General features: G+C 62.7%; 18 protein-coding genes. 9 read left to right on the forward strand and 9 right to left on the reverse strand.

Going from position 1 to position 25,926, the window contains the following annotated elements; translation table 11 throughout:
* Positions 1–3: 3 nt before the first annotated feature.
* The 6 genes from CDA63_RS13520 to CDA63_RS13545 form a co-directional block, all read right to left on the reverse strand.
* The gene (locus CDA63_RS13520) at positions 4–708 is read right to left on the reverse strand and encodes a head GIN domain-containing protein (protein ID WP_088464991.1); all 705 of its coding nucleotides are present in this window, start codon (positions 706–708) and stop codon (positions 4–6) included.
* 157 nt (positions 709–865) lie between these two features.
* Positions 866–2,032 (reverse strand): ABC transporter permease, encoded by a 1,167-nt coding sequence (locus CDA63_RS13525; protein ID WP_206780459.1) that lies wholly within the window; start codon positions 2,030–2,032, stop codon positions 866–868.
* A gap of 20 nt (positions 2,033–2,052) precedes the next feature.
* Complete coding sequence (locus CDA63_RS13530; protein ID WP_088464993.1) at positions 2,053–3,306, reverse strand: ABC transporter permease; 1,254 nt, start codon at positions 3,304–3,306, stop codon at positions 2,053–2,055.
* 150 nt (positions 3,307–3,456) lie between these two features.
* Complete coding sequence (locus tag CDA63_RS13535; protein WP_088465044.1) at positions 3,457–4,125, reverse strand: ABC transporter ATP-binding protein; 669 nt, start codon at positions 4,123–4,125, stop codon at positions 3,457–3,459.
* 285 nt (positions 4,126–4,410) lie between these two features.
* A complete protein-coding gene (locus tag CDA63_RS13540) occupies positions 4,411–5,943 on the reverse strand; it encodes a TolC family protein (RefSeq protein WP_088464994.1) in 1,533 nt (510 codons plus the stop codon).
* Entirely contained in the window at positions 5,940–7,184 is a 1,245-nt protein-coding gene (locus tag CDA63_RS13545; RefSeq protein ID WP_088464995.1) for an efflux RND transporter periplasmic adaptor subunit, read from the reverse strand. Before CDA63_RS13545 ends, CDA63_RS13540 begins: the two co-directional genes overlap by 4 nt.
* A gap of 699 nt (positions 7,185–7,883) precedes the next feature.
* Here CDA63_RS13545 and CDA63_RS13550 point away from each other — a divergent pair.
* Positions 7,884–10,364 (forward strand): TonB-dependent receptor domain-containing protein, encoded by a 2,481-nt coding sequence (locus CDA63_RS13550; RefSeq protein ID WP_165768299.1) that lies wholly within the window; start codon positions 7,884–7,886, stop codon positions 10,362–10,364.
* 488 nt (positions 10,365–10,852) lie between these two features.
* Here the strand turns inward: CDA63_RS13550 and CDA63_RS13555 are convergent, their stop codons facing one another.
* Entirely contained in the window at positions 10,853–11,680 is an 828-nt protein-coding gene (locus tag CDA63_RS13555; RefSeq protein ID WP_165768300.1) for an alpha/beta hydrolase, read from the reverse strand.
* Positions 11,681–12,067: 387 nt separating this feature from the next.
* Between CDA63_RS13555 and CDA63_RS13560 the strand changes: the two genes are divergently transcribed.
* From CDA63_RS13560 to CDA63_RS13570, 3 genes are all read left to right on the forward strand, one after another.
* Positions 12,068–13,678 (forward strand): amidase, encoded by a 1,611-nt coding sequence (locus tag CDA63_RS13560; protein WP_088464998.1) that lies wholly within the window; start codon positions 12,068–12,070, stop codon positions 13,676–13,678.
* Between the two features lie 311 nt (positions 13,679–13,989).
* The gene (locus CDA63_RS13565) at positions 13,990–14,679 is read left to right on the forward strand and encodes a spondin domain-containing protein (RefSeq protein ID WP_088464999.1); all 690 of its coding nucleotides are present in this window, start codon (positions 13,990–13,992) and stop codon (positions 14,677–14,679) included.
* A 357-nt stretch (positions 14,680–15,036) separates the two neighbouring features.
* The gene (locus CDA63_RS13570) at positions 15,037–17,490 is read left to right on the forward strand and encodes a hybrid sensor histidine kinase/response regulator (protein ID WP_199797534.1); all 2,454 of its coding nucleotides are present in this window, start codon (positions 15,037–15,039) and stop codon (positions 17,488–17,490) included.
* A 149-nt stretch (positions 17,491–17,639) separates the two neighbouring features.
* Here CDA63_RS13570 and CDA63_RS13575 read toward each other — a convergent pair whose 3' ends face one another.
* Entirely contained in the window at positions 17,640–18,809 is a 1,170-nt protein-coding gene (locus CDA63_RS13575) for a serine hydrolase domain-containing protein (RefSeq protein WP_088465001.1), read from the reverse strand.
* Positions 18,810–19,153: 344 nt separating this feature from the next.
* On the opposite strand from CDA63_RS13575, the gene CDA63_RS13580 reads away from it, so the two are divergent.
* The 3 genes from CDA63_RS13580 to hisS all read left to right on the forward strand — a co-directional run bounded on the left by CDA63_RS13580 (position 19,154) and on the right by hisS (position 21,838).
* The gene (locus CDA63_RS13580) at positions 19,154–19,813 is read left to right on the forward strand and encodes a DUF2459 domain-containing protein (RefSeq protein WP_088465002.1); all 660 of its coding nucleotides are present in this window, start codon (positions 19,154–19,156) and stop codon (positions 19,811–19,813) included.
* Positions 19,814–19,985: 172 nt separating this feature from the next.
* The gene (locus CDA63_RS13585; RefSeq protein ID WP_165768301.1) at positions 19,986–20,300 is read left to right on the forward strand and encodes an STAS domain-containing protein; all 315 of its coding nucleotides are present in this window, start codon (positions 19,986–19,988) and stop codon (positions 20,298–20,300) included.
* 116 nt (positions 20,301–20,416) lie between these two features.
* Complete coding sequence (gene hisS, locus CDA63_RS13590; protein WP_088465004.1) at positions 20,417–21,838, forward strand: histidine--tRNA ligase; 1,422 nt, start codon at positions 20,417–20,419, stop codon at positions 21,836–21,838.
* Between the two features lie 36 nt (positions 21,839–21,874).
* Here hisS and CDA63_RS13595 read toward each other — a convergent pair whose 3' ends face one another.
* Positions 21,875–22,090, reverse strand: a complete 216-nt coding sequence (locus tag CDA63_RS13595; protein WP_088465005.1) for a hypothetical protein — start codon at positions 22,088–22,090, stop codon at positions 21,875–21,877.
* Positions 22,091–22,309: 219 nt separating this feature from the next.
* Between CDA63_RS13595 and hutH the strand changes: the two genes are divergently transcribed.
* On the forward strand, positions 22,310–23,809 hold the full coding sequence (gene hutH, locus CDA63_RS13600; RefSeq protein WP_088465006.1) for a histidine ammonia-lyase: 1,500 nt from the start codon (positions 22,310–22,312) through the stop codon (positions 23,807–23,809).
* 80 nt (positions 23,810–23,889) lie between these two features.
* Complete coding sequence (locus tag CDA63_RS13605; protein WP_088465007.1) at positions 23,890–25,830, forward strand: T9SS type B sorting domain-containing protein; 1,941 nt, start codon at positions 23,890–23,892, stop codon at positions 25,828–25,830.
* The last annotated feature ends 96 nt before the right edge of the window (positions 25,831–25,926 follow it).

The raw sequence follows: 25,926 nt of genomic DNA on the forward strand, positions 1-25,926 counted from the left end.
GGTCTACCGGCTCTTTACGCTGCCACCGCTGCTGGCCCTTTTCTTGACCTGGGCCACGCCCCCATATCGCACGAGGCCCCCGCTCGAGGCCTGGGCCGTCAGGGTTTCGCGCACTTCTACGTTGGCAATACCCCCACTCGAAGCCGAGGCGTCGCAGGTGGTGGCTTGCAGGTTCTGGCCCTTGAATATGCCCCCGCTGGAAACGTCGACCGTGAGGCGCTGGGCCTGCCCGGTGGGCGTGGCAATACCACCGCTGCTCAGGTCGGCGCTGAACGCCGCCGCCCGTATTTCTCCCTCCAGCATGGCCCCCGACGACAGGTCGAGATTCAGCTTATCGGTGACGTAGGGGCCGGCCAGCGCGATTTTGGCGCCGCTGGTGCCCTTGAGGCCCGCCACGGCCGGGGCCGTTACTTCTACCAGCAGGTGGAAGGTGCGCCTGTTGCGGTCCTGCTTTTCGTCTTTCTCCCGCTCAAAGCTGACAACCAGCACGCCGTTGCGCACGTCGGTTTTGAGGCGGGCCAGGAGTTCGGGCGTGTCGGCGCTGGCCTGGATCCGCTGGGCGGGGCCGGCGGTCAGGTTCAGCTCGATACCGTTGCTCACCTCGATGGCCGTGAAACTGGCGACGGAACGGGGTTCGGTGGCGGTTTGGGCCAGGGCGGGCACCAGAGCCAACAGCCACAGCAGGGCGAGGGTCGTGAGGTTTTTCATAGAAAGCGGGGAAAGATAGTGGTTGAAACGGCAGATGCGCCGCCTGATTGTTCGGTTGCCTGGAAGTGTAACTGGTATTGGTTTTCACGCAAGTTCGCGGAGGAATGCGCGGAGTTCAAAGGGATGTCGGGCAACCACAGCTACCGGCCAGGGCCTCTTACTCCTCCCGCAACGCCACGGCGGGCTGGATGCCGGCCGCCAGCCGGCTGGGATAGAGTGCGCACGCCACGGCCAGCAAATACAGCACCCCGGCCGCCAGCAGCATGGCAGTGAAATAAATGCCGGATTCCACGCTGAACACCCCCAGCAGCGGAAACTGCACGGCTACCAGCAACCCCAGCCCCAGCCCGAAAGTAGTCAGGACCAGGATTTCGCCCAGCACCTGCCGGCTTATGTTGCCGGCCGTAGCGCCCATGGCCCGGCGCACGCCAATTTCGCCCCGCCGCCGACTGATGTTCAGCCACAGCACCCCAAACAGACCCAGGGCTACGTTAATGATGAGAAACAGGCACACTACCCCCAAGATAACGGGGAGCACCAAACCAAACTTCAATTGAGTCAGCCGCTGTTCGGCCAAGGCCCTGACATTGCTCGACCAAGTAGTGCCGGCGCTACGAATATCGGCGCTGATTTTCTTTTCCAACGCCGCGCCGCTTCCGGGCCGCACCTTCACCAATAGCGTATTCCGGGCGCGGGTCGTATCGTCGGGGCTGAGGTAAACAAACATTGCAGGCCGGGGCTCCTGCAACTCACCATCGGCTCGGTAAGCCCCACTCACACCCACCACCTGCCACTCGGCTTTGCGGTTGCTGATGCGTTTCCCCACGACCGATGCACCGGGCCCGAATAGCTTATCACGCAACAGTTGCGTAATGACTACCGGGGTTCGGGTGGCGGCTTCATCGCGGTGGTCGAACCAGCGGCCCTCACGCATTTGCACCCCCATTACCTCGCGCAGTTCAATGGTGGCCTCGTAGTAGTTCACATCTTCTACCGACTGCTTAATGCCACCTTTTTCCGTTTCCAGCCAAGTGGTATTGTCACTGCCGGAAAAGGGCGTGTTGGAGGCGGTACGCGAGACGCTGACCACGCCCGGCGTACCGCGCAGCTGGCGCAGTACGGTTTGTAAGGTGGCGAACTGGTCGGCCCGGGGTTGGGTTCCGGCGTCCAGGTCAATTGACCACACGTTATCGTAGCTGAAGCCCATCGGCTCTTGGTAGTTTCGCCAGTTAAAGAGGCCGACGCTGCCCACTACAAACAGCACCACGAAGGCCAGAAATATTTCGGCCAGCAGCAAACCGTTGGCCCGGCGTCGGTTCCACATCAGTGTAATCAGGTGGCGAATCATAAGGCAACTTCTCCTTTCAAGACCTGCGCGGCCTGTAATTTCGACATTTTATAAGCCGGGTACACTCCCGACAGAATTCCAAACACCAACGCCAGCCCCAGCGCCACCCCAAACACTCGCCCATTAAGGGCAAACTGGGCGTAGGGAATCAGGTGGATACTATTGATAAAGGCCAGCATTCCGGCGGCCAGTCCTAACCCCAGCAGCCCCCCAAGCAGCGTCAGGAAGATATTTTCGATGAGAAACTGCCGCATAAGAGCGCTGGTAGTAGCTCCGAAGGCTTTGCGTACCCCAATTTCGGAGGCCCGTTCCAAGGTGCGGCTCACGTTTACGTTTATCAGGTTCAGGGCCGGCAGCAGCATGAAGAGCAGCGTCAAGGCCAGGGCCACGCGCACGACCAGTCCGCTGGCCCCGTCGGCCGATGAGCTGCCGTTGGCGTGGGCAATCAGGGAGGCGAAGAGTGTGTGGGCGCGGGTACGCAGCTCCTTAAACTGCTTGGGGTCGGGCAGCGGAATCCGGTTAACCACCTGCTGAAACTCCGCCTTCACGTTGTCGACCTCGGCCGCAGAGGGAGCCAGCAGAATGGCCATGTAGCCGCCCAGATAGTCGGGGTCGCGCAGGTTCGCCGGAGTTGTGCTGAGCGGCACCCAGACCTCGGCGTAAGACTGAATCCGCGACAACGGCACGTCGCTCACTACCCCCACTACCCGGTAGCGCACGGCGTCCAGCTCCATAACCCTCCCGAGCACGTTTTCACTGGTGCCGAAGTAGCGGCGGGCCGTGCTCTCGTTGACGACCACCACATGCGCCGCGTCGCGTTCTTCCTGGGCATTGAAAGGCCGGCCGGCCACAAAGTCGAAGTTGAGCACCTGCCAGAACACGTCGTCGGTGCGTTTGAGGTCGAGCTTGAGCGTTTGGTTACCTACGTAGGCGGCCACGGTGCTGAAATTATGCTCGCTTAGCGACACCTTTTCCGGTGTGCGCAGGGTGCGGGCGTACTTGTCCAAGAAGGCATATCCGAGCCCCGAATTGCTCTGGCCACCGTCGCGGTAGAAAAGTTGCATCCGGGTGATAAATAGCAGCCGATCGGTGCGCAGTTCCGGCATCTGGGGGCCCACGGAGTAGTCCACCATGGCGTACATCACCAGCAGCATCATCAGGGTAAACGAGATACCGAATAGGCTGATGAAGGTGAAAAACTTACGCCGCAGTAGCACCTTCCAGGCAATTTTGAGATAGGAGAGAAACATGGCTGTTGGGGGCTGGAATTATTAGGGCTAAAAGAATAATCCGTCATGCTGAGTGAAGCGAAGCATCTCTCCCGCTTCGTTGCAGTGGTAGCTAACTATCAGGTATTAGCACTGCGGTAGAGATACTTCGACTCCGCTCAGCATGACCGTTTAAGAAACCTGGCTGCCGTCGAAGAAGCGGATGAGTCGCTGGGTTTTCAGGGCCTGCTGCTCGTCGTGGGTGACCATGACGATGGTGGTGCCCTCTTGCCGGTTGAGGGTCAGCAGCAGGTCCATGATTTCCTCGCCCATCACCGAGTCGAGGTTGCCGGTGGGCTCGTCGGCCAGGATGAGTTCGGGCTGGCCGGCTAGGGCCCGGGCAATGGCCACGCGCTGGCGCTGCCCACCCGAAAGCTGACTCGGGAAGTGGTTGGTGCGCGCCCCGAGGCCCACTTTTTCGAGGGCAGCATAGGCCCGCTGCCGGCGCTCCTTGCCGCTCACGCCGCTACGGTAAAGCAGCGGCAGCTCCACGTTGTCGAGCACCGAGAGGTCGTTTATCAGGTGGTAGCTCTGGAAAACGAACCCGATTTTGTGGTTGCGCAGGCGGGCCAGTTCCTTATCGGAGTAGCTCTGCACGGGGCGGCCATCAAGTTCCAAGGTGCCGCCGGTGGGCTCGTCGAGCAGGCCCATGATGCTGAGCAGCGTGGACTTTCCGCAGCCCGAAGGTCCCATAATCGAGACGAACTCGCCTTGGTTGATGGTGAGGTTGACGTGGTTGAGCGCAACTGTTTCGATGGTGCGGGTCTGGTACACCTTCTCGATACCGGTGAGCTGGAGCACGGCCCGGCCCGGCGCCGGCGCGGCAGTAGCAACCCGGGGCGAGGCCGAATCAACGGCAACCGGGGCGAATAGATTGGTCATGAGGAAGAAGTTGAAAGGTGAGTTGTCCGGTTTTGAACAGGCTAAGCGGGTAGGTACCAGGGGATATTCAAGCAGCGGGCCATTTTCATATTTCACTTAATATCAATTACTTATATGAATTTGGTGTTTTTCATCCGATGCAAATTATGTCCGATTTCGGACGCCCTGTTCGATTGTGGTGCGGCCCTGGCGTGAGGCCGCACGCTAGGGCCCTTCCACCAGCGCCTCGCCCCGCTCAAAATCATACAGTGTTAGCGCCCTTAATCGGTAGTGGGCCACCCAGGCGGCGCGCAGGGCCCCGATATAGGCGCGGCGGGCTTGGTCCTTTTCGGCGGTGGCGATGGTGAGGTCGGTGAGGCTGATGCGGCCGACTTGGTAGGTGGCCTGGGCAATGGCGTAGCGCTGGCGGGCCAGGGTATCGGCGCGGGCGGCCAGGGCGAACTGGGTGGCCAGGGGGCCGAGCTGGGCGGCTTGCACCCGCACGCTCTGCTCGAAGGTGGCTTCTTCCTGCTGCACGTCGGTTTGCACCTGTTGGCGGGTTAGTTGGGCGGTTTTTACGGTAGCCTGCCGCCGGCCCCAGTCCACGAGGGGTACCGCGAAGGTGAGCTGCACCTGCTGCTGCTGTTGCAGGGCGGCGTAGGTATCCCAGAGGTTGGGGGCCTGGTTGATGTAGCCTAAGTTGGCCGAAAGCGTGGCCTGGAACCCAGTAGTGCCACGGGCCAGGGCCACGGTGCGTTCGGCTTCGAGCAGGCGGCGGCGGAAGCCCAGCACCAAGGCCCGGTTCTGGCGGGCCTGCGCCAGCGCCAGCGCGGGCGGCACCACCGGGCGCGGGGCGGCGGCGGGCACCGTCAGGCGCAGGCTTTCGGCGGGCAGGCCGGTGTAGGCTTGCAGCTCCACGGCGGCGTTTTGGGCATCGAGGCGGGCCTGCACTTCGGCCTGCTGGGCCGTGAGCAGGTTGAGTTCGAGGCGCAGCAGGTCGCTTTGGGAGAGGCGTCCGAGGCCGTACCGCTCCCGGCCCAGGCGCAGCAGCTTGGCGTTGGCCTGGGCGTTCTGGCCCGCCACCTGGGCATTTATCTGCTGGCTCAGCACATCAAAATACAGCTCCGTGATGCGCTGGGCAATGGTTTCGCGCTCCTCCACGTACTGCCGCTGGCTTTCCTGGTAGCGTAGCGGTTCCAGCCGTCGGGCCCAGCGCAAGTCGTTGAAGCGGCCCAGCGGTTGGCTTAGGCCCACAACCACCGGCTGGTTGTTGTAGCGCCGCAGCCCCCCGTTGAAATCGTCGAACCGCTGCACTTCGGAGGCCACGAATACCTGCCCGCCCGTCAGGCCGATGTTCTGGCTGAGGGTGAGGGCCAGGTTGGAGTTGTTGAGGCGCACGGCCCGGAAATCGGTGGTGCCATCGGGCTGCACCACCGGCGTTACGGCCCGGCTGAACCCCGGCAGCGTGCCCTGCAAGCCCAGCTGGGGCCGGTAGTTGGCCCGGTAGCCCCGCCACTGCCAGTAGCTTTGGTCGCGGCTGGTGCTGGCCTGCCGCGCCACCGCCGACTGGCTGAGGGCCTGGCGGATGACGTCGTTTAAGCTGATAGCTGCCTCTTCCCTTGGGCTAACAGCTGTTTGCTGATAGCTATTCGCTATTCTGCTCGTATCCTGCTTGACAACGGCTGCCGGCTGAGCGTTGGCTTCCAGATTGAAAAAGCTAACAGCTAACAGCTGAAGGCTAATAGCTAAATTTTTCATTGGATAGTTAGTTCAGGCGTGTCGAGGTGGTCTTTCATGTCGGAGACGACGATTTGCTCGCCGGGGCGCAGGCCGCCGGTTACCTGCACGTAATCGAAGTTGCTGGCCCCAAACTGCACAGTGCGGCGAGTGGCGCGGCCGTCTTTCACCACGAATACCGGCTGCTCCTTGCCGCCCTGGTAGAAGGGGCCATTTTTCACCCGTATTACACCCCGCAGGGAGTTGGTGACCACGAACACGTCGGTGCGCAGGTTGGGGCGCAGGGCCGGGTGGTGGTCCCGGGCCAGGGTGGCGTAGAAGGTCACGGTGCCCTTGTCCACGGTGGGGCTTACGGTGCTGATGGTGCCGCGCAAATCGAGGTCGTTGATGCGGACGATAACCGGGTCGTTGGGGTGCAGGGCGTCGGCGTAGGTGTCGGAAATGGTGGCCCGCACCCGGAAGTGGGTCAGGTCGGCCACCCGGGCCAGCGGGTCGCCGGCCTGCACGGTGGTGCCCAGGCCATCGTTGAGCCAGGTGAGCACGCCCGGCTGCTGGCTACTGATGTTGGCCTGGGCCAGCTTGCCGGCCAGCTCAGTAATGCTGCGCTGCTGCATCTGCACCGTGAAACCCAGCTCCCGGCGGTCGGCGGCGTTGGCGGCCCGCTGGTTGGCAATTTGCTCGCTCAGGCGCTGCTGCTCCAGCTGAGCTACTTTTAAGTTCAGTTCGGCCTGCCGTACGCTTTCGGCCGTGCCGCCGCCCACTTTCAGCAAGTACTGCTCGTCGCGCAACGCCGATTGCAGGCTGTTGACCCGCACCTGCTGCACTCGTTGCTGCGCTTGCAGGTCGCTGAGGGCTTTTTCGAGGGTGAGCTGGAGCTGGCTGCCGCGGTTGCGGTTCTGCTGCTGCTCGTCTTGGAGCTTGGCCAGGGCCGACTCGGTCAGGTCGCGGTCCAGCTCCAGAATCGGCTGGCCCGGCTGTACGCGGCTACCCACCGCCACCAGAGTCCGCCGGATAGTGCTGGCAATGGGGCTGGTAATAACCGCCTCCCGGGCCGGAATAACCACGCCGGCCGCCGTGAGCGAAGCTTCCACGTCGCCGGTTTCGGCGCGGGCCAGCAAAATGGCATTACGCTCCAGGCTGGGCTGGAGCACCGTGCGGAAGGCCAGCAGCGCCACGCCCAGGGCCAGCAGTAGCCCGGCGCCCAGCAGCCAGCGGCGGCGCTGGCGGCGGTTTTGGGTGGTAGTTGGAATGGCTCTGTCCATTTTCGTACAGCTAGAAGGAAGGTTCTACCCAACGAATCCAACGGCCATGCCATTTGTATAATCAATTATCATTCAGATTTTTACAATCTATACAGATAATTGCACCGGTGATAAATATGTCCGAAACCGGACAGCTGTGCGGTTATGCACTGGGGGCAGGAGGTGGTAGTAGCAACCACTCCCTGCCCTACCCCGTGGCGCCACTGGCCGCCGGAATAATAATGGCCCCGGGCAACTGTTCCCATGCCCCGCCCATCTACCCTCCTGCCTCCACAAATAAAGGCTGCGCCGGACCGGGTATGTCTGGTGAAGCACCCCAAATACGGCTAAATCCAGCGTTTTCAGGGAATAGCAAAATTAATATACACAGTACCTTGCGTTACATAGTACCTTTGCCTACCTTTGGTTTGTTGATTAACTGATCTTCCGGCCGCGATGCTGCCCCTGAACGGGAGCCCGCCGCGGCCGATACCCCAAGCACCACCTTCGCGCCAATCGGGCCGGGTGGGAGGCCCCAGTCGGAAACCCCGGTTTCCCACTGCCGCCCGCTGTATTTGGGGTAGTTGGCACCCGCCTGGTGGCGGTTTGTGCCCCTGCACCTCACGTCTGAATTGCTGGCAACTGTGCCACCCCGGCGGAACCGCGGCCGCCGGGAACGGCCTCTCTTTGCCCGATTTTTCGTCCAACACTTCCTCTACCATGACTTCCTCTTCTACTTTCGGCCGGACCCTGCGGGGCCTGGGGTTCCTCACTGTGCTCTTTCCATTGGCCGCCACGGCCCAGCAGCAGCCGACCGGCTACGTGGCCGGCACCTTGCTCGACCAGAGCACCGGTCAGGCCCTGCCCTTCACGAGTGTGGTGGTGCTGCGGGCCCAGGATTCGAGCTTCGTGGCCGGAGCCGAAACCCTCGAAAATGGCAGCTTCCGGCTCGAAAAACTGGGTTTGGGTAGTTACCTGCTCAAAACGTCGGCTATTGGCTACCAGGGTTTTCGCCGCGCGGTAAACCTCACCACCGCCGCGCCCGGCGTGCAGTTGGGCGTTATCAAACTGACCTCGACTACGACCCAGCTGAAAGGCGTAACGGTGACGGGCGAGCGGGCCACGGTGGAAAACGAGCCGGGCAAGCGCGTGATTAACGTGGAAAAAGACCTGGCCAGCGTAGGTGGCATGGCCACCGACGTGCTGCGCAACGTGCCCTCGGTGGCCGTAGATGCCGGTGGCAGCGTGAGCCTGCGTGGGTCTTCGAACCTGACCATCCTCATCGACGGCAAGCCCAGCGGCGGCAGCAACGGTGGGCCGGGCCTGCGCCTCGACCAGATTCCGGCCTCCCGCATTGCCAGCATCGAGGTGATGACCAACCCCTCGGCCAAGTACGATGCCCAGGGCACGGGCGTCATCAACATCATCCTGAAAAAGCAAACCAAAAACGGCGTAAACGGCACGGCCAGCTTGTTGGGCGGCACCCGCGACAAGTACAACGCCAGCCTGAGCCTCAACCGTAAGCAGGGGCCCGCCAACCTGAGCCTGAGCTATAACCGCCAGGACGAAACCTACCGGGAACTCGTCCGCAACAGCCAAACCAGCGGCTTGGTAACCACCCGCCAAGACGGCACCGGCCTGGAGCGCAACTTCTCGCACAGCCTCGATTTGGGTCTCAACTACGAGCTTAATAAGGAGCAGAGCCTGAGCCTGAGCGTGAACCCGACCTGGCAGCAGGAGGCCAACCGGGCCGAGCAGCGGCTGAGCACCACCCGCCCGAACGAGCCCACCACCACCCAGCAAGGCGTGCAGCAGCTCGACGTGGATGTGCGCATTCTGCAGAACGTGGCCAACTACCGCCGCACCTGGGAGCAGCACCCCGGCCGCGAACTGACCGCCACCGCCGGGGCCGTGCTCATTGGGGCCGACGTGCCGGTAACGCAAACCTTGGAAAGCGGGGCCCTCACAAGCTGGCGCCAGCAAACGGACGTCAAGGCCCAGATTTATTTCTCCCAGCTCGATTTCACGCTGCCGCTGGCCCACGATAAGGGCAAGCTCGAAACCGGCCTCAAAGTGGAGCAGCAGCGCAGCCAGGGCAACTCCGACTTGTTCAGCCAGCAGCCCGACGCGCCCGGCGGCTACCTGCGCGACCCCGCCCGCTCGCTGGCCTACGACTACCGCCAAACTGTGCCGGCCGCCTACGCTACTTACCAGCGCGGCTGGGCCAACCATTGGAACGCCCAGGCCGGCCTGCGCACCGAGTACACCCGCGTGAATGGTGCGGTAGAAGGTGGCCTGGGCCAGTTCGACCTCGACTACCTGGGCCTGTTCCCGACGGCCAGCGTAAGCCACCGCTTCGGGCAGCGCGACACGGCCAAGGCCAACGAGCAGCCCCAGCAGCTGTCCTTCAGCTACGCCCGCCGCCTCAACCGTCCCGGTTTCATGCAGCAGCTGGCCGTCCCGATTTACCAGGACCCACGCTTCTACCGCCTCGGCAACCCCACGCTGCGGGCCGAATTCAGCCACAACCTGGAGCTGGGCCACCAGCTGAACCTACCCGGCGGGGCCGAAATCACGACGACGCTGTTCGGGCGCTTCACCAACAACTCAATTCAGCGCCTGCGCGACGTAGACACGGTGGCCACCAACCGCAACCCCGCCGCCGGCCTGGTGCTGGTGGAAACCTACCGCAACCTGGGCAACACGACCAATGTGGGGCTCGAACTCACCTGGAGCCAGCCGATTACGGCCTGGTGGAAGGTGCAGGCCAATGGTTCGATCTACCGCGCCCAGCTCCAGACCAACGCCCTCGACGCCGGCTCGCGCCGGGCCCTGAGCGGCACGGTGCGCCTCAACCAGAACTTCAGCCCCACGCCCGCCCTCGACGTGCAGCTGACCGGCTCCTACCGTTCGGCCACCCTCACGGCCCAGGGCCGGCAGCTGGCCACCGGCGGCCTCGAAGTAGCCCTGCGCCAGCGCCTGTGGCAAAACCGCGCCGCCCTCACGTTGCGCGTTTCCGACCTGCTCAACACCCAAGTACGCCGGGCCGAGGTCAACTCGCCCGAGTTGCAATCCACGCTCTACACCAAGCCCGAAACCCGGGTTGGCTGGCTGGGCTTCACCTGGTACATTGGGGCCAGCAAAGCCAAAGCCGGCCGCATTGAGGCCGCCCCAGCCGGTGGCGGCGGGTTCGGGGGCTAGATTTTGGCGGGAAATTGGTGACTACTCGGCGTGGGTAGCACCGGCCCCTGAGCCTCCGGACTGCCCCGCCTGCTGGCACCCGCGTCGTCCGCTTTATATCCCTTGGGGAAGCGGAAACCTGCCATTTTTACCCTGAATTGCGTGGATAGCTGGATTTAGCGTCGTAGAGTACGCCTTTGTCAACCAACTCCTTATGCGTGGAAACGAAGCCAACCGTACGTGCAAGCCAGGCGGATAAGGCGGGCGGCACGGCTACCAAAGTCCCTGTTACTACCATCATTCTATGCGCGGTTCCAAGTGCATTTACCTGCCGAGGTCCGGGCCAGGGGCCGTGAGTTGTTCGAGGGGAATATCGTAGGCCCCGGCGGCTTCGGCCGGGGCAAGCAGGCCCAGGGCCACGCTGGCACGCGCTTTCGTTGTTTAACTTCTGGAAGGTATTAAGAGCTTCTCTGTGTTAGCTAAATGCTTTGATGGAAGGGAGCCTGGCTCTACTTTTTCTCTAGAAATTCAAATACCTGCTTGTATGCTGCCGCCAATTCGCTGGCGGAGGGGCTGTGGTGTCCTTCGGGCACTAACAGAACGGTGTTTTTCCTTGGGTCCTGCTGGAGCTGGTCCACAAACCGGGTGAAGGTAACGGGCGGCACCTGGTCGTCCTGGCCCCCCTGCCAGATGAAAAAGGGCGGGTCGCGCGGGTCCAGGTAGGTCAGCGGCTCGTACTGCCGGGTCATTGCCTGCGGGGCGTACCCGGTGGTTTCGGGGAACAGTGCCAGCCCGATTTCTTTCATGATGGGCTCCGGGTGGTTCATGAACACCGTTTCCACAACGTCGAGTCCACCCACCGGCCCGGAGAAGTTAACCACCCCGGCGATGCGGATTCCTGGGGCGAGCGGGTGCGGGTAAGTAGGGTCGTTGGCAGTTACCGCCACCAAGCTAGCAATGTGGGCCCCGGCGGAAAAGCCCGATAGCACGACCCGCTTCAAATCCAGGGGGTAGGCTTCGCGGTGCGCCGCCAGAAAATTGAGGGCCAGCGTCAAGTCTTCCGTAGCCACAGGAATACCCCGTTTCAGCCGGTAATTGAGATTGACAACCGTAACGCCTTTTTCCAGGTAGGGCTGAATGTACCGCTCTTCCTTGGCCTTGTCGCTGAGATAGTAGCCCCCGCCGTGCAGGAAAATGAGGATATATTTTTCAGCGCGTCGCTCTGCAGCATCGGCCGGCAGGTACACATCCAGGGTCTGCTGCTGATCGGCTCCGTAGGGCACGTCCTTGGTAACAACGTAGGCGGCCTTGACCTGGGCTGGGGTTCTATCGGCCAAGGTGGCCGGTTTTACGGAACAGGAAGCTAGAACCGTTGAAGCGACGACGCAGGGCCAAAACAGCGAGGGATGCATAAGCTAGGGGGGATAAGGAAAGGAGGCCGTTGGTAGCGCCGCAGGATGCGGGTGGGCGGCAGGAAAACCGTCACCGTGCCCAGAGGTAGCTAAACCAAAAGTAAGCGCTAGCCGGCCTAATTCTGCAAAGCGCATAGCGAAGCACCCGAAAAGGCAAACGCGGCCGATGGCCACAGGGCGGCGCGATGGCGGCGCGCAAACCGGGCCGACCAAAGCAACGTGAGGGCAAGGCGCGGGCGCGGCAGAAAAACCCTATTTTCGGCCAGGTGCCGACACTTGTTTCTACTCTCGCCCTATTTCCCGCGCCCGGCTATGCTTTCAAAAACCAGTTTCCTGCTGCTGAGCCTACTCGGCGCCGCCTTGCTCCTGCTGGCCACCGGCTGCGGCCGCCAATCACCAACGGAGCAACCCGCCACCCGCCTGCCCCTGGAAGTAACGGAAGCCTCGATAGCCGACGTGCGGCAGGCCCTACAGCGTGGCGACTGCACCTGCGAGCAGCTGGTGCGGGCCTATCAGGCCCGCATGGCCGCCTACGACCAGCCCACGAAGCTCAACGCCATTGTTGTTACCAATCCGGCCGCACTGGAAACCGCCCGGCAACTCGATGCCGAGTTCCGCCGCACCGGCCAGCTGCGGCCGCTGCACTGCACGGCCCTGATTGTGAAAGACAACTACAACACGGCCGGCCTGCAAACCACGGCCGGCTCGCTCGCCCTCAAAGGTTTTGCGCCCGATGAGGATGCCACGGTAGTAAAGGCGCTTAAGGCCGCCGGCGCCATTGTGCTGGCCAAGTCCAACATGGCCGAGTGGGCCTTCAGCCCGATGGTGAGCATCAGCTCGATTGCGGGCGAAACCCGCAACCCCTACAACCTGGCGTACGTGCCGGCAGGTTCGAGCGGTGGCACGGCAGCGGCCGTGGCCGCCAGCTTCGGTACGGCGGGCCTGGGCACCGACACCGGCAACTCCATCCGTGGGCCTTCGTCGCACAACGCCCTGGTCGGGTTTCGGCCCACGCTCGGGCTGCTGAGCCGGGCCGGTATTGCCCCGCTTTACCTGCGCAACGACACCGGCGGCCCCATGGCCCGGACAGTGGCCGACGCCACCCGGCTGCTGGAGGCCATGGCCACCGGCCCCGACCCCGCCGACCCCCTGACCAGCTACGGCGCGGGCAAGCGCCCCGCCCAGGGTTACCTGCCGTTCCTCGACCCCCAGGGCCTAAAGGGTGCCCGCATCGGGGTGCTACGTACGCTCAGTGAGCGGAACCCCGACCCGCAGGTGAAGGCGCTGTTTGAGCAGGCTATCATGGATTTGCGCCGGGCCGGCGCCACGGTGGTCGACGTGGAAATACCCGATTTCGAGCGCGTAAGCGCCGGCCAGTGGTGCTCCGTCTTCAAGCATGACATCAACCAGTACCTGGCCGCGCTGGGCCCGAGCTCGCCCGTGCAGAATATCGACCAAGTGCTGGCCTCGGGCAAGTACTCGCCCTACATCAAGGAAAACCTGCAGGATGAACTCGCCCACGGCGTGCGCCCGAGCGCTAGCGAAGCCGGCTGCGGCGAGGCCTACACCGATCCGCACCGCATTGCCTTTCGGGCGGCCGTAACCGCCGTGATGGACCAGCACCAGGTGGGCGCGCTGGTGTACCCTACCTGGAACAACCCGCCGGCTAAAATCGGCGACTTTAAGGGCTACCAGGGCGACAACAGCCAGCTGATTGCCCCGCATACTGGACAGCCAGCTTTCACCGTGCCCATGGGTTTCACCTACGGCCACCTACCCGCCGGCCTGCAGTTGCTGGGCCGCTCGTTTGATGAGCCGCTGCTGATAAAATATGCCTACGCCTACGAGCAGGCCACGCACCACCGCACGGCCCCGGCCCGCTTCCCGCCCCTGCCCGCCAAAGCCGCCAAGGAGCCCCGCTAGTCGCAGGATTCCTCGTGAATTCCCTCCCGCCGGGATGCACTGGCGGCGGGAATTACGATTGATAATCAGGGAGATACTGATAAAAATTCACCTAAAATCACAGCTGAATTTCTTATCGTACATGACCGAGGACAGTATCTCGGTAGAGGTCTGTCACGCGGCATTCATCGTAAACCCGGTTACGATGCTCGGGTACCGTGAGGGCCGCCTCAGGTTTACTTATCTTAGCCCTAACTACCGCCAGCTCCCCGCTTGTGCGATGGGTGGCACGGGCATAGTAGTTCCCAGTTTATTTCAGCTCCCCCCACGCCATGTGCCCACTGTTCCGTGCTCTGTTGCTGTTTCCGCTGCTGGCCGGCCTAGCGGGCTGTGCTCAAGAAGTTGACTCCGCGCCCGAAATACCGACCCCGGTGGTGGGTGCGGCCCTGTACCGCGTTACGTTTGAGGCGAGTTGGAGCGCGAATACGCATGCCGATTTTCCGGCCGGGGCACACTTTTCCGCCATTATCGGGGCCTCGCACCGCGCCGACGGGTTCCTGTTTCGACCGGGCCAGCTGGCCAGCCCTGGTATTAAGGACATGGCCGAACGGGGTAATAATACCCGGCTGCGGGCCGAAATCAGTGTTCTGCAAAGCAGCGGGGCCGCTTTCCGGCTGCTGGAGGGACGCGGCTTCAGCTCGCCCGGCACGGTGGCCGATACCATCCGCCTCGATGCAACCCACCCCCGCTTAAGCTTGGTGACTATGATTGCACCGAGCCCGGATTGGTTTGCGGCGCTCGAAGACGAAAACCTGCTCGGCACCGACGGGCAGTGGCTTGCCGAGCGCCGGGTGCCCGCCCGTGCCTACGACGCCGGCACCGACAGCGGGGCCACCTTCACGGCTCCCGACCAAGTCATGCTGCCAGCCAGCGTGATTGCCCCGCTGCTATTGCCGCCCGCCGCCGGAACTGCCCCCAATGGTCCTCCGCTAGGCACCTGGCATCTGGAGCGCATCAGATAAGTTGCTGCGCCGCGCGCGAAATGCGCCCTGCTGGTTTTTAGATAGACGTACGGACCGCAAGTCTTGTTAGCTTACGGCCCGTAACCGGGTTCGCCGCGTAAGCAGCCTAGCACCTGAGCCAAAAGTCGGGCTGCTCAGAATATTAATATTCCTAACAACGAAAAGGTGGCACCTTACGTCATAGGCCGAGGAAGGCAGCACATATGCTTACGCTATGTCATATATTAGCTACAGTGCAAAGCACTTCCTCTCTCAACCACAAATACCTAAGCGCTTGCCTTCTTGGCCGGTGAACCTGCCACGATGAAGGAAAGCGAAAAAAAGTCTCAGCGCTTAGTGAAAGCCAAGCCCGATTCTGTGATTAGGGTTGACGCTGCTGCGGACAATATCCTCGCGACCAACGAGGCTGCCGCCACGCCGGTGAGCGAGGCGGGCGAAAAAAACTGGGCAACCGAGCTCAGCATCGCCAATAAAGAACTGGCCTACCAAAACGACGAGAAGGAAAAACGGGCCCAGGAACTGCTCATTGCCAACACCGAGCTGGCGTTCCAGAACGACGAGAAAGAGAAGCGCGCGGCCGAGCTCCTCGTGGCCAACAAGGAGCTGGCTTTTCAGAACGACGAGAAGGAAAAGCGGGCCCAGGAGTTGAGCGTGGCCAACATTGAGCTGGCGTTCCAGAACGACGAGAAAGAAAAACGGGCCGCTGAGCTGGTCATTGCCAACAAAGAACTGGCCTTCCAGAACGACGAGAAGGTGAAGCGGGCGGCCGAACTGCGCGTGGCCAACTACGCCCGCGGGCTGATTGAGGCCAGCCGCGACCCGCTCATGACCATCAGCCCGGAGGGGAAGATTACGGACATGAACCGGGCCACGGTGCACGTTACCGGCCGGGACCGGGACCAGCTGCTCGGCTCCGATTTCTTTGTGTATTTCACCGACCCGCAGATGGCGCGCGAGGTGTATCAGGAAGTGTTTGCCAAGGGTACCGTGGCCGATTCGCCCCTGACACTGCGCCACAAAGACGGCAAGCTGACGGATGTGCTTTTCAACGGCTCGGTGTATAAGAACGACGAGGGCCGGGTGATGGGCGTGGTGATTGTGGCCCGCGACGTAACCGAGCAGAAACGCATTGCCACCGAACTGATTGAGGCCCGGTTTGCGGCCGAACGCGCCACCGTGCGGGCCGAAGAAGCCCAGGCCAAAGCCGAAAGTGCCACCGGCATTGCCGAAGACGCGGTGAAGGCCAAGCAGCAGTTTCTCAGCAACATGAGCCACGAGATTCGGACGCCCATGAACGCCATCATCGGCTTTACGAAGGTGGTGCTCAAAACCGAGCTCACCGACAAGCAGAAGCAGTACCTGACGGCCATCAAGCTCAGCGGCGACACGCTCATTGTCCTTATCAACGACATTCTGGACCTGGCCAAAGTCGATGCGGGCAAGATGACCTTTGAGCAGATTCCGTTCAAGCTCGCGGCCTCGGTGGCGGCCATGGTGCACTTGTTCGAAACCAAGACTCAGGAGAAAAATCTGGCCCTGGTGCTGGACTACGACGCCAAAATCCCGGAAGTGCTGCTCGGCGACCCGGTGCGGCTGCACCAGATTATCCTCAACCTGGTCAGCAACGCCGTCAAGTTCACGAGCGAGGGCACCATTACGGTGGGTGTACGGATGCTGGTGCAGGACCCGGAAAAAGTAATTCTGGAGTTTGCCGTTACCGACACCGGTATTGGAATTGAGGAAGACAAGCTGGACTCCGTGTTCGACGATTTCCAGCAGGCCACCAGCGGCACGAGCCGCCTGTACGGCGGCACGGGACTAGGCCTGGCCATCGTCAAGAACCTGGTGGAGCCCCAGGGCGGCACCATCAGCGTGAAAAGCCGGGTGGGCGTCGGCTCAACCTTCAGCTTTATTCTGAGTTTCGACAAAACCACCGAAAAGGCCGACGCCGAGTCGGGCCTGAGCGTGGAGCTGGAAACCGGGTTTCAGGACGTTAAGATTCTGGTGGTCGAGGATATTGCCCTCAACCAGCTGCTGATGAAAACGCTGCTCGAGGACTTCGGCTTCGCAATGGAGGTGGCCGGCAACGGCCGCATAGCCCTCGAAAAGCTGCGCACCACCCGCTACGACATCGTGCTCATGGACCTGCAGATGCCGGTCATGAACGGCTTCGAGGCCACCGAACACATCCGCAATGAGTTGGGCCTGAGCGTGCCCATTATTGCCCTTACGGCCGACGTGACGACGGTGGACGTGGAGAAGTGCCGGGCCGTGGGCATGAACGACTACATCTCCAAACCCATCGACGACAAGCTGCTCTACAGCAAAATCATTAAGTACCTCAAGCAGCCCGGCAGCGGCCTGCCCGCACTGGCACCCGCCACCGCCGCCCCAGCCGCTCCGGCCCTTACCTGCGTCAACTTCGACTACTTGAAGCGCATCACCAAGAGCGACGCCCGCATGGCCGAAATGATTGGCCTTTACCTGCAGGAAATTCCGCAGTTGGTGCAAATCATGAAAAAGGCCATTGCCGAAAAGGACTGGATTGCGCTCAAGCTGGCCACGCATTCCGTCATCCCTACCTTTGCCACGATGGGCATGGACCAGGAGTTTGAGGACATCACCAAGTCTATTCAGGCCCTGGCCGTGAGCCTGATAGCAGTGGGCGACGGGGCCAGCCGCGAAACCATGACGGGCCTGCTAGCCTTGTTTTCGCAGATAGAAACTGCCTGCGCCCAGGCCGCCCGGGAACTGGAAGAAAAGCTGCTCGCCCTCTCCCAAAGCCTCGCCCAGGCCCAGGCAACGAAGTAGCAATCCTATTCGGGCGAAGCCTTGCGCAACAATCGGCCGTTTCGAACCGGCAGAAAGCCGGTCTGAGACTTTAGGAACGACAGGGAAGCAGTGACGCCGGCGCGTAGAAGCAGCGCGCGCAGAAGAAGCGAGCAGCGCAGGAGCAGAAATCAGGGGTTAAGGGCTCCCAGCACGCGCTTAATTAGCTCGTTGGGACTGCCGTTGTGCCAGCGCCACACCACCACCAGGTCGTGCTCAGGGTCGACCCAGATGGTGTTGGAGCCCGCGCCTAGGGCGGCGTAACTAGTGGCCGGGGCATCGGGCCAGGATTTCTTCTCGGTGTTGAGCCACCACAAATAGCCGTAGTCGGGCCCGACGGGGCCGCGCGCGGTGGCCTGCCGCACCCAGTCAGACGACACAATTTGGCGGCTGCCCCAGCGGCCTTGGCGCAGCAGCAGGTAGCCGAAGCGGGCCTCGTCGCGGGCGCTGATGCGCAGCCCGCCGCCCCAGCGCGTGCCGCCGCTCACCGAGGGCATGGCCTGGCCGTTCACGGTGGCCACGGCGTTCGGGTAGGGCACCCACTGCCAAGACGTCGATGCGCCGATGGGGTCCATTATTTCCTGTTTGAATACGACTGGCAGCGGCTTTTGCCACAGGCGCAGCAACGACAGGGCGAGGCGGTTGATACGCACGTCGTTGTATTCGTAATACGTGCCCGGTGCCTGGAGCGTCCGGGGCTTCCGCTCGCCTTTGCCAAATGCTGCGGGGCCAACGAAATCGGCATTCTTCCCCCACAGCTCGCCTTCCCACTCGCTGGTTTGGCGGGCGTGGTGCTCCCAGGTAATGAGGCGGTTATGAGCGGAGTCGTAGCCGCCGTCGTGCACGTATTGGGCCACGGGGTCATGAATATCCTGGATGAGGCCGCGGTCGAGGGCAATGCCCAGCAGAGTCGACAGCACGCTTTTAGCCACGCTGTAGGTGGGGTCGGCCCGCTCGGTATCGCCCCACTCGGCCACGATGTAGCCGTGCCGCAGCACCAAGCCGTTGGTGGCGGCCCGGCTGGTGGGCATCGGCCCCAGTAGCTTGCCGAAAATCTCCTCCTGGGTGGAGAAATCGGGCGTCATCTGGGTGGTTTCCTGCGTCTGGGCGAAAGCCACGGCCTCGGCCAGGCGGCTCCCGTCGAAACCAGCGGCGGCCGGACTCTGGCGCTGCCAGGCGGTGCCGGCCGCCGGGAAATACGTGCTGCTGCTGCTGCTGCCGTCGGCAGCGCCGGGCACAACCGGACGGGTGCAGGCGACCATTGCTGGTAGGGCCAGCCAGAAAAGTAGTTTTTGAAGCATAGGAAGCAGCCGCAAATCGGAGCCGGAGGGCAAATCAGCCACCGAATCCGGGATTAAAAGATGTGCCTAAGGTAGTGCATGCGGCCGGGCTATGTCGCCGCCGCCGCTAGCGGGCAGCCCACCGGGGCTAGTTCGCCGAAGTAGTCAAACAATATCCGCTCAACCCAGAAAGCCGCACGCAAAGGCAGCGGCAGTGTAGTAACCATATAGGCGAGCGGTCAGGTCACGGTCGGGCCTGTTGAAGTAGCGGCGAATGGTAGTTCAGCGGGGCCAGGATTAGGCCTCGCGGCCGCTCGGCCGTTACGCCCCAGGCCCTATCTTTGCCGGCCCTCACCCGTTGCTTTATGTCCGCTTTCGTGGCCTTTGTACTGTTGCTGATGACCGGGGCTTTGGTACCGGTGAACCGGCAGTTTCGGCCCACACCGGGCGGGGTGCCGGTATTCGTGGTATCCAACGGCACCCACACCGACTTGCTGCTACCCACCCGCGACCCGCAAACCGGCCACGACTGGTTTCAGGAACTGGGCCAGCCTGGCCTCACGGCCCGGTTTGGCCGCGCGCCCTACGTGGGGTTCGGCTGGGGCAACGAGGGCTTTTTTCTGGGTTCGATGGGCGGCCGCACGCCGGGACTGGGGGCCGTAGCGCGGGCCCTTTTTCCGTCGAAAACCCTGGTACACGTCAGCTTCTACCGCGCCACGCCCGACTCGGGGGCTTACGTAGTACCGTTGCGGTTGTCGGCCGCCCAGTACGCGCACCTAGTGGGCCATGTGCGGGCCGCGCTGGCCGCCCCCGACTCGGTGGGCGCGCGGCCACTGCGCCAGGCGGCAGGCTACGGGGGGGCCGACTTTTTCTTCCGGGCCCGGGGCCGCTACCATGCCCTGCGCACCTGCAACGACTGGACTACCCGGGGCCTACGCCGGGCTGGGGTGCGGGTACCGCTCAAATCGCCGCTGGCAGCACCTGTTCTATTTCAAGCTCGCCAAAACAGCAGATACCCTCGTTAAATTGAGTTTTTCACTCGTTTAAATATAATTTACCCACTATAATACTATTTTTTCTTGTTTATCCTCGTAACTCATATCTTCAAAATTTCGCTTTAAGCACCTCAGTAGTGTGTTCCACCACGAGGTCGGAAAGATGTTGGAAGTTCAGCGCGAGAAATTACCCCAGGCTTATTTGCTTATCCTTTCCGGGACCGTCTGCACGCCCGCCGATGAGGAGCCCCTGCACCGGGCCCTGCACCGGGCTAGCCGCACCGGCAAAGCGGCCATCGTCATCGATTTGAGCTTGGTTGAGGTCGTATCGGCAGACATGGTAGAACTGCTGCTGGCCTATGCCTTCGTGCTCCATGCCCAAGTTCGCCGCCTGATTCTGTGCCATGTACCGCCGGGCAGCCGCTACCGCTTTTTGCACCTCGACGCCGCTTCCCAGCCCCTGCTGGTGGCCTCCGTGCTCGACGCCATTCACGAAATTAACTTGGCCCGCATCTGATTTGCTCCGGCGGCTGGCTGAGGGGCCGCCGCCGGAGCAAATCAGAAAGAATCGGAATAAATCCGGGGAAAGCACGAATTTTACGGCCGTATTCCCGCATTCCGATTTCTGCCCCGATGAGTATTCCGAAGCCCAGCATCCCACAAGGCACCCGCGACTTTGGCCCCGCTGTGGTGGCCCGCCGCACCTATATTTTCGGCGTAATTCGCCGTGTGTTCGAGAAGTTCGGTTATGCCCCGCTCGAAACCCCAACCCTTGAAAACCTGAGCGTGCTCACCGGTAAGTACGGCGAAGAAGGCGACCAGCTGCTATTTAAGGTGCTCAACTCGGGTAACTTTCTCAAAAAGCAGAAGGGGGAGGTAATCAAAGAAGAAGTGACGGCCGACGACCTGCTGGCCGGGCCGAAAACGGTACTACCTAAGATTGCCGAAAAGGGCCTGCGCTACGACCTCACGGTGCCCTTCGCCCGCTACGTGGTCATGAACCGCGGCACGCTGGTGTTCCCGTTCAAGCGCTACCAAATTCAGCCCGTGTGGCGGGCCGACCGGCCCCAGCGTGGCCGCTACCGCGAGTTCTACCAGTGCGACGCCGACGTAGTGGGCACCGATTCGCTGCTCTGCGAGGCCGAAATCGTGCTCATGATGTCGGAGGCGCTGACCACCCTGGGCCTGACCGACCACACCATCAAAATCAACCACCGCGGCGTACTGGGCGCTTTCTATCAGGCACTGGGTGGCGAAGGCACGGAGGTGGATCTGTTCACGGCCATCGATAAGCTCGACAAAATAGGGCGCGAAGGTGTGGAACAAGAGCTGGCCGGGCGCGGCTTTTCCGTGGAAGCCACCGAAAAACTGTTCGACCTGCTGGGCGTGGCGGGTTCCTTCGAGGAGAAGCTCGACCGGCTGCTGGCGGCCTTCGTAACGGCCGGTGTAGAGCCCGATAACGCCACTACCGACGGATACCGGGGCCTGCAAGACCTGAGCCGGGTGCTGGAGTACCTGCGCGGATTTGGTTTTGAGAAATGGGACAACCTGGAGTTCGACGTGACTCTGGCCCGGGGCCTGAGCTACTACACGGGCTGCATCTTCGAAATCAAGATCAACAATGTGAACATGGGCAGCGTGAGCGGCGGCGGCCGCTACGACAACCTCACGGGCGCCTTCGGGCTGCCCGGCGTGTCGGGCGTGGGCTTCTCGTTCGGCGTCGACCGACTTTACGACTGCCTGGAGGAGCTGGAGTTGTTTCCGGCCGCCGTGGCCGCTACTACGCGCTGCCTTATCGCCAATTTCGACCCAGCCAGTGAAGCCGCGGTGCTGCCCGTGCTGCGCCGTTTGCGCGAGGCTGGTGTGGCCACCGAACTGTACCCTGAATCAACCAAGCTGGCCAAGCAGTTTAAATACGCCGACGGCAAGGGCATCCCGTACGTGTTGCTGCAAGGCCCCGAGGAGCGCACCAACGGGCAGTTCAAACTCAAAACCCTGGCCACCGGCACCGAGCAGACGCTCACGCTGGAGCAGGTGCTGGCCGAGCTACGCTAACGACATTGCCAGCAAGCCCTTACCAGTTGCCGGAAACTACCCGGTGGGGGCTTGCTGGCAGTGCCGCACGTTAAGAGCATGGCGCACTTCAGTCCAGCTTAGGTCGCCGGCCACATAGCTCGCGTAGAGTTGCTGGGCATAGGGCGTGGCTTTGGTGCGGAGGCTGGGAATGGCGTCCTGCAAGCGCAGCAGCACATAGTACCGTTGTGCGGGCGTTTGAGCACAAGGGCCGTATTTGGAGTTGCATTCCATGGCGTAAGCAGATAGAAATCAGCGCAGTAGTTTAAATTTCGGCAAGAATAAGCCAAGAATCAAGCGGATAAATACGGGTTTACCGCAGTGGTACTCTCCGTATTTATCCCGTTGCGAAACCAGTTTTCGCCCTGCCCACCCACCGGCCAGGGTTTTTGGGCGGCGGCAGTTTCCGTACTTTCACGCCTCCTGCCCTCCGCCCTCTTCCCAACTCCACCCATGGCCGCCGACTACGCCCTCACGCCCAATATTCCCCTCGATCTGGCTACGCTTGATGAGTTGCTGCGCAGCCGGGCCCGGGTGGTGCTCAGCGACGAGGCCCGCCAGCGTATCACCACCTGCCACGACTACCTGCACCAGCGCCTGGAGCGCGACCCCGATACGGCGGTGTACGGCATTAACACGGGTTTTGGGGCGCTGTGCGGGCAGGCCATTCCGGGCCCGCAGCGCCAGCAGTTGCAGGCCAACCTGCTCATGTCGCACGCCTGCGGCACGGGCCCCGAGGTGCCGGCCGAATTGGTGCGGCTGATGCTGCTGCTGAAGGTGCAGAGCCTGAGCCACGGCCACAGCGGCGTGCAGCTGGCCACCGCCCAACGGCTGCTCGATTTTTACAACCGCGGTATGCTGCCGGTGGTGTACGAGCAGGGCAGCCTGGGCGCCAGCGGCGACCTGGCCCCACTGGCCCATTTGTGCCTGCCGCTGCTGGGCCTGGGCGAGGTGAACTACGAGGGCTACCGCCTGAGCGCGGCCGATGCCATGAGTTTGTTCAGCTGGGAGCCCATTGTACTGAAGGCCAAGGAAGGACTGGCCCTGCTCAACGGCACCCAGTTTATGCTGGCCTACGCCGTGCACGCGCTTCTGCGCACCCAGCGCCTGGCCGCCGCCGCCGACGTTATCGGGGCCCTTTCGCTGGAGGCGTTTCATGGGCTGGCCGAGCCCTTTGATGAGCGCCTGCACCGCCTGCGCCCTCACCCCGGGCAAGTGCTAGTGGCGGCCCGCCTGCGCGGCTTATTGGCCGGCAGCGAGTTGCAGCAGCAACCTAAAACTGCCGTGCAGGACCCTTACTCACTGCGCTGCATGCCCCAGGTGCACGGGGCCTCGCGCGACGCGCTGGCTTACGTGGCCCGCACGGTCGAAACCGAGTGCAACGCCGTTACCGACAACCCCATCATCTTCCCCGCCGACGACGCCATTCTGAGCGGAGGCAATTTCCACGGCCAGCCTTTGGCATTGGGGCTGGATATGCTGGCCATTGCCGCCGCCGAGCTGGGCAGCATCTCGCAGCAGCGTACGGCCCAGCTTATTGGCGGGCAACGGGGGCTGCCGCCGTTTCTGGTAGCCGAGCCGGGGCTGAACTCGGGCCTGATGATTCCGCAGTACGCCGCCGCCGGCCTCGTGAGCCAGAACAAGCAGCTCTGCACCCCCGCCTCGGTCGACAGCCTGGTGAGCAGCAACGGCCAGGAAGACCATGTGAGCATGGGTGCTAACGCCGCCACCAAGGCCCTGCGGGTAGTGGTAAATGTAGAGCAGCTACTGGGCATCGAACTGCTGAACGCCACCCAGGCCCTAGCCTTCCGCCGCCCCGCCCGCACCTCCGAGCCGCTGGAAAAACTGGCCGCCGCTTTCCGCGAAAAAGTGGCCTTCGTGAGCCAAGACCGGATTCTGTACCCCGATCTGCAGGCCGCTGCTGCTTTCGTGCGCGACTACGCCTGGGAGTAGGCAAGGCGGCGGTACGCCTGGCTTCGCTATTTTCGTCCACTCGTAAACGCAACGCTGGCCCTACGGCGTTAAGACTTGCTATGATGAGAACCGCCTTCCTGCTCTGGGTCTGTGGGCTACTGAGCCTGCTGAACGCACCGACGCTGCGGGCGCAGGGCAGCTGCGTCTCGATGACCGATGCCGGAGCCTGCTTCGAGGCTTACGATGCCGCCACTGGCCGGCCCATTGCTAAGCTGCTGTGCGTGGGGCGACCGGTCCGGCTGCGCGACTGCAGCGGCAAGGGCCTTAAGCCTGGCGAAATTTACTACCGCCAGGGCTCCACCACGCTCTGTACCGGCTTCACCGACACCACCACTACCTTCACGCCCACCGCGCCGGGGCCGCTCATCGTCACCCAGAACACCCAGGGTAGCGTCAGCGGGTCCCAGGGCATCATCTTTTCCAAGACCTACGAAGTGGTAGCCGCGCCGGCACCTACGTTTACCGTGGCCGTCTGCTCGCCCGGATTGGTCCAGGTAACCATTACTGACAGCAACTACAGTGGGTACTTCGTGCAGATTGGCAACGGACCGCTGGTGCCAGCCGTCCGCAACGCGCCGGTCAGCTACCCGGTAGCTGCTCCCAACACCGTCACCGTTACCGGCCGCAACAGTCAGGCGCTGCTCTGCGACGGAGTGGCCACCCAACCGTTCGTACCGCTACCGGCCCCACAGGCACCGGTATTGCGCAGCCTTACCACGCCCGCCGACGGCACGGCCAGCTTTGCGTTCGATGCCTTGCAGCCCGCGTACCGTTACCAGCTGCAAGTAGCTGATGCTACCGGTGGCTACCGCGACGTAACTGCGGTGCCGACCGGCGCCACCACGCTAACGCTACCAGCAGCTCCACTACCGGGCTGCTTCCGGCTGCTACTTCAGGACCAGTGCCAGCCGCTGGTTTTCAGCCGGCCTTCCAATGAAATCTGCTCGGTCCGACTGACCGGCACGGCCCTCAACGGGCGCAATCAGCTCAGTTGGACAAGCGCCGGCACTGGCACCTACACTCTCACCCGCACTGAGGGCAGCACTAGTGTGCCGCTCCCCCTGCCCGCCGGCGCCACCGAATATGCGGATGCGGCCATAACCTGCGGCAGCACCTACCGCTACCGCCTAAGCCTGACCAGCGGCCCCGCCGTATCGGTGGCCAACGAGGTAAGCCTGACGGCCCAGTCGTCGACGCCGCCGGTTACGCCCCGGCTGGTGGCTAGCTTCAACCTGCGCAACCAGGTGGTACTCACGACCAATGCCACCGGCACCGGCGGGCAGCTCACCTACCAGCGCAACGGCACCCTGCTGGCCACTACCGCCGCCCGTACGCTCACCGATTCGCTGGCCGGGCCGCCCGACCCGGCCACGCCGCGCTGCTACACCGTAGCCTTCCAGGACGATTGTGGTAACCGGGCGCTGGCCAGTTCGGCGCCCGCCTGCCCGGTGCAGCTGCGGGCCGAACCGGCCAACCTTACCGGCTCCGAAATCCGTCTTACCTGGTCGGCGCTGACTGGGCCCGACTCTACGGTGCGGGTCAGTTACCGGGTGCTCACGCTCTCGGCCACCAACGCGGTGCTGGGCAGCGTGCTCGTGGGGCCGGCCCGTACTTATCTCGACCTAAGGCCCCCAGCAGACCAGCAAGCCGTGCGCTACCGCATCGAGGCCAACGGGGCCGGACTAGCGGCTCCCTCCTACTCCAACGTGGCCACGGTAGCACGGCCAGTGAAGGTGTTCGTGCCCACCGCCTTCACGCCCAACGGCGACGGCCTCAACGATGTGCTAGAGCTGAAAGGGCGCTTCCTGGACAACTTCCGCTTCACCATTATCGACCGCAACGGCCAGACGGTCTTCCAGACCACCGACCGTGCCCGCTCCTGGGATGGCCGCATCGGATCGGCCGCACCCGCGCCCGGCGCCTACGTCTGGCAGTTCGAGGCCACCGACCAGGCCGGCCGCCGCACCACCGAGCACGGCACGGTCACGATTCTGCGCTGATGCCGAACGGCCATAGCGTGAACCGAAGCTTTGGTTCGCGCTACGGGCCGTTGAACGTATCTTTGCCTTACTTTTCTCACCTTTTGATACGACGAC

This window comes from Hymenobacter amundsenii (genome assembly GCF_002204745.1).
Classification (GTDB): domain Bacteria; phylum Bacteroidota; class Bacteroidia; order Cytophagales; family Hymenobacteraceae; genus Hymenobacter; species Hymenobacter amundsenii.

Coding starts and splice junctions, on each gene's coding strand:
- CDA63_RS13520 (WP_088464991.1), bottom strand. CDS start 708: ATGAAAAACCTCACGACCCTCGCCCTGCTGTGGCTGTTGGCTCTGGTG.
- CDA63_RS13525 (WP_206780459.1), bottom strand. CDS start 2,032: ATGTGGAACCGACGCCGGGCCAACGGTTTGCTGCTGGCCGAAATATTT.
- CDA63_RS13530 (WP_088464993.1), bottom strand. CDS start 3,306: ATGTTTCTCTCCTATCTCAAAATTGCCTGGAAGGTGCTACTGCGGCGT.
- CDA63_RS13540 (WP_088464994.1), bottom strand. CDS start 5,943: ATGAAAAATTTAGCTATTAGCCTTCAGCTGTTAGCTGTTAGCTTTTTC.
- CDA63_RS13545 (WP_088464995.1), bottom strand. CDS start 7,184: ATGGACAGAGCCATTCCAACTACCACCCAAAACCGCCGCCAGCGCCGC.
- CDA63_RS13550 (WP_165768299.1), top strand. CDS start 7,884: ATGACTTCCTCTTCTACTTTCGGCCGGACCCTGCGGGGCCTGGGGTTC.
- CDA63_RS13560 (WP_088464998.1), top strand. CDS start 12,068: ATGCTTTCAAAAACCAGTTTCCTGCTGCTGAGCCTACTCGGCGCCGCC.
- CDA63_RS13565 (WP_088464999.1), top strand. CDS start 13,990: ATGTGCCCACTGTTCCGTGCTCTGTTGCTGTTTCCGCTGCTGGCCGGC.
- CDA63_RS13575 (WP_088465001.1), bottom strand. CDS start 18,809: ATGCTTCAAAAACTACTTTTCTGGCTGGCCCTACCAGCAATGGTCGCC.
- CDA63_RS13580 (WP_088465002.1), top strand. CDS start 19,154: ATGTCCGCTTTCGTGGCCTTTGTACTGTTGCTGATGACCGGGGCTTTG.
- hisS (WP_088465004.1), top strand. CDS start 20,417: ATGAGTATTCCGAAGCCCAGCATCCCACAAGGCACCCGCGACTTTGGC.
- CDA63_RS13595 (WP_088465005.1), bottom strand. CDS start 22,090: ATGGAATGCAACTCCAAATACGGCCCTTGTGCTCAAACGCCCGCACAA.
- hutH (WP_088465006.1), top strand. CDS start 22,310: ATGGCCGCCGACTACGCCCTCACGCCCAATATTCCCCTCGATCTGGCT.
- CDA63_RS13605 (WP_088465007.1), top strand. CDS start 23,890: ATGATGAGAACCGCCTTCCTGCTCTGGGTCTGTGGGCTACTGAGCCTG.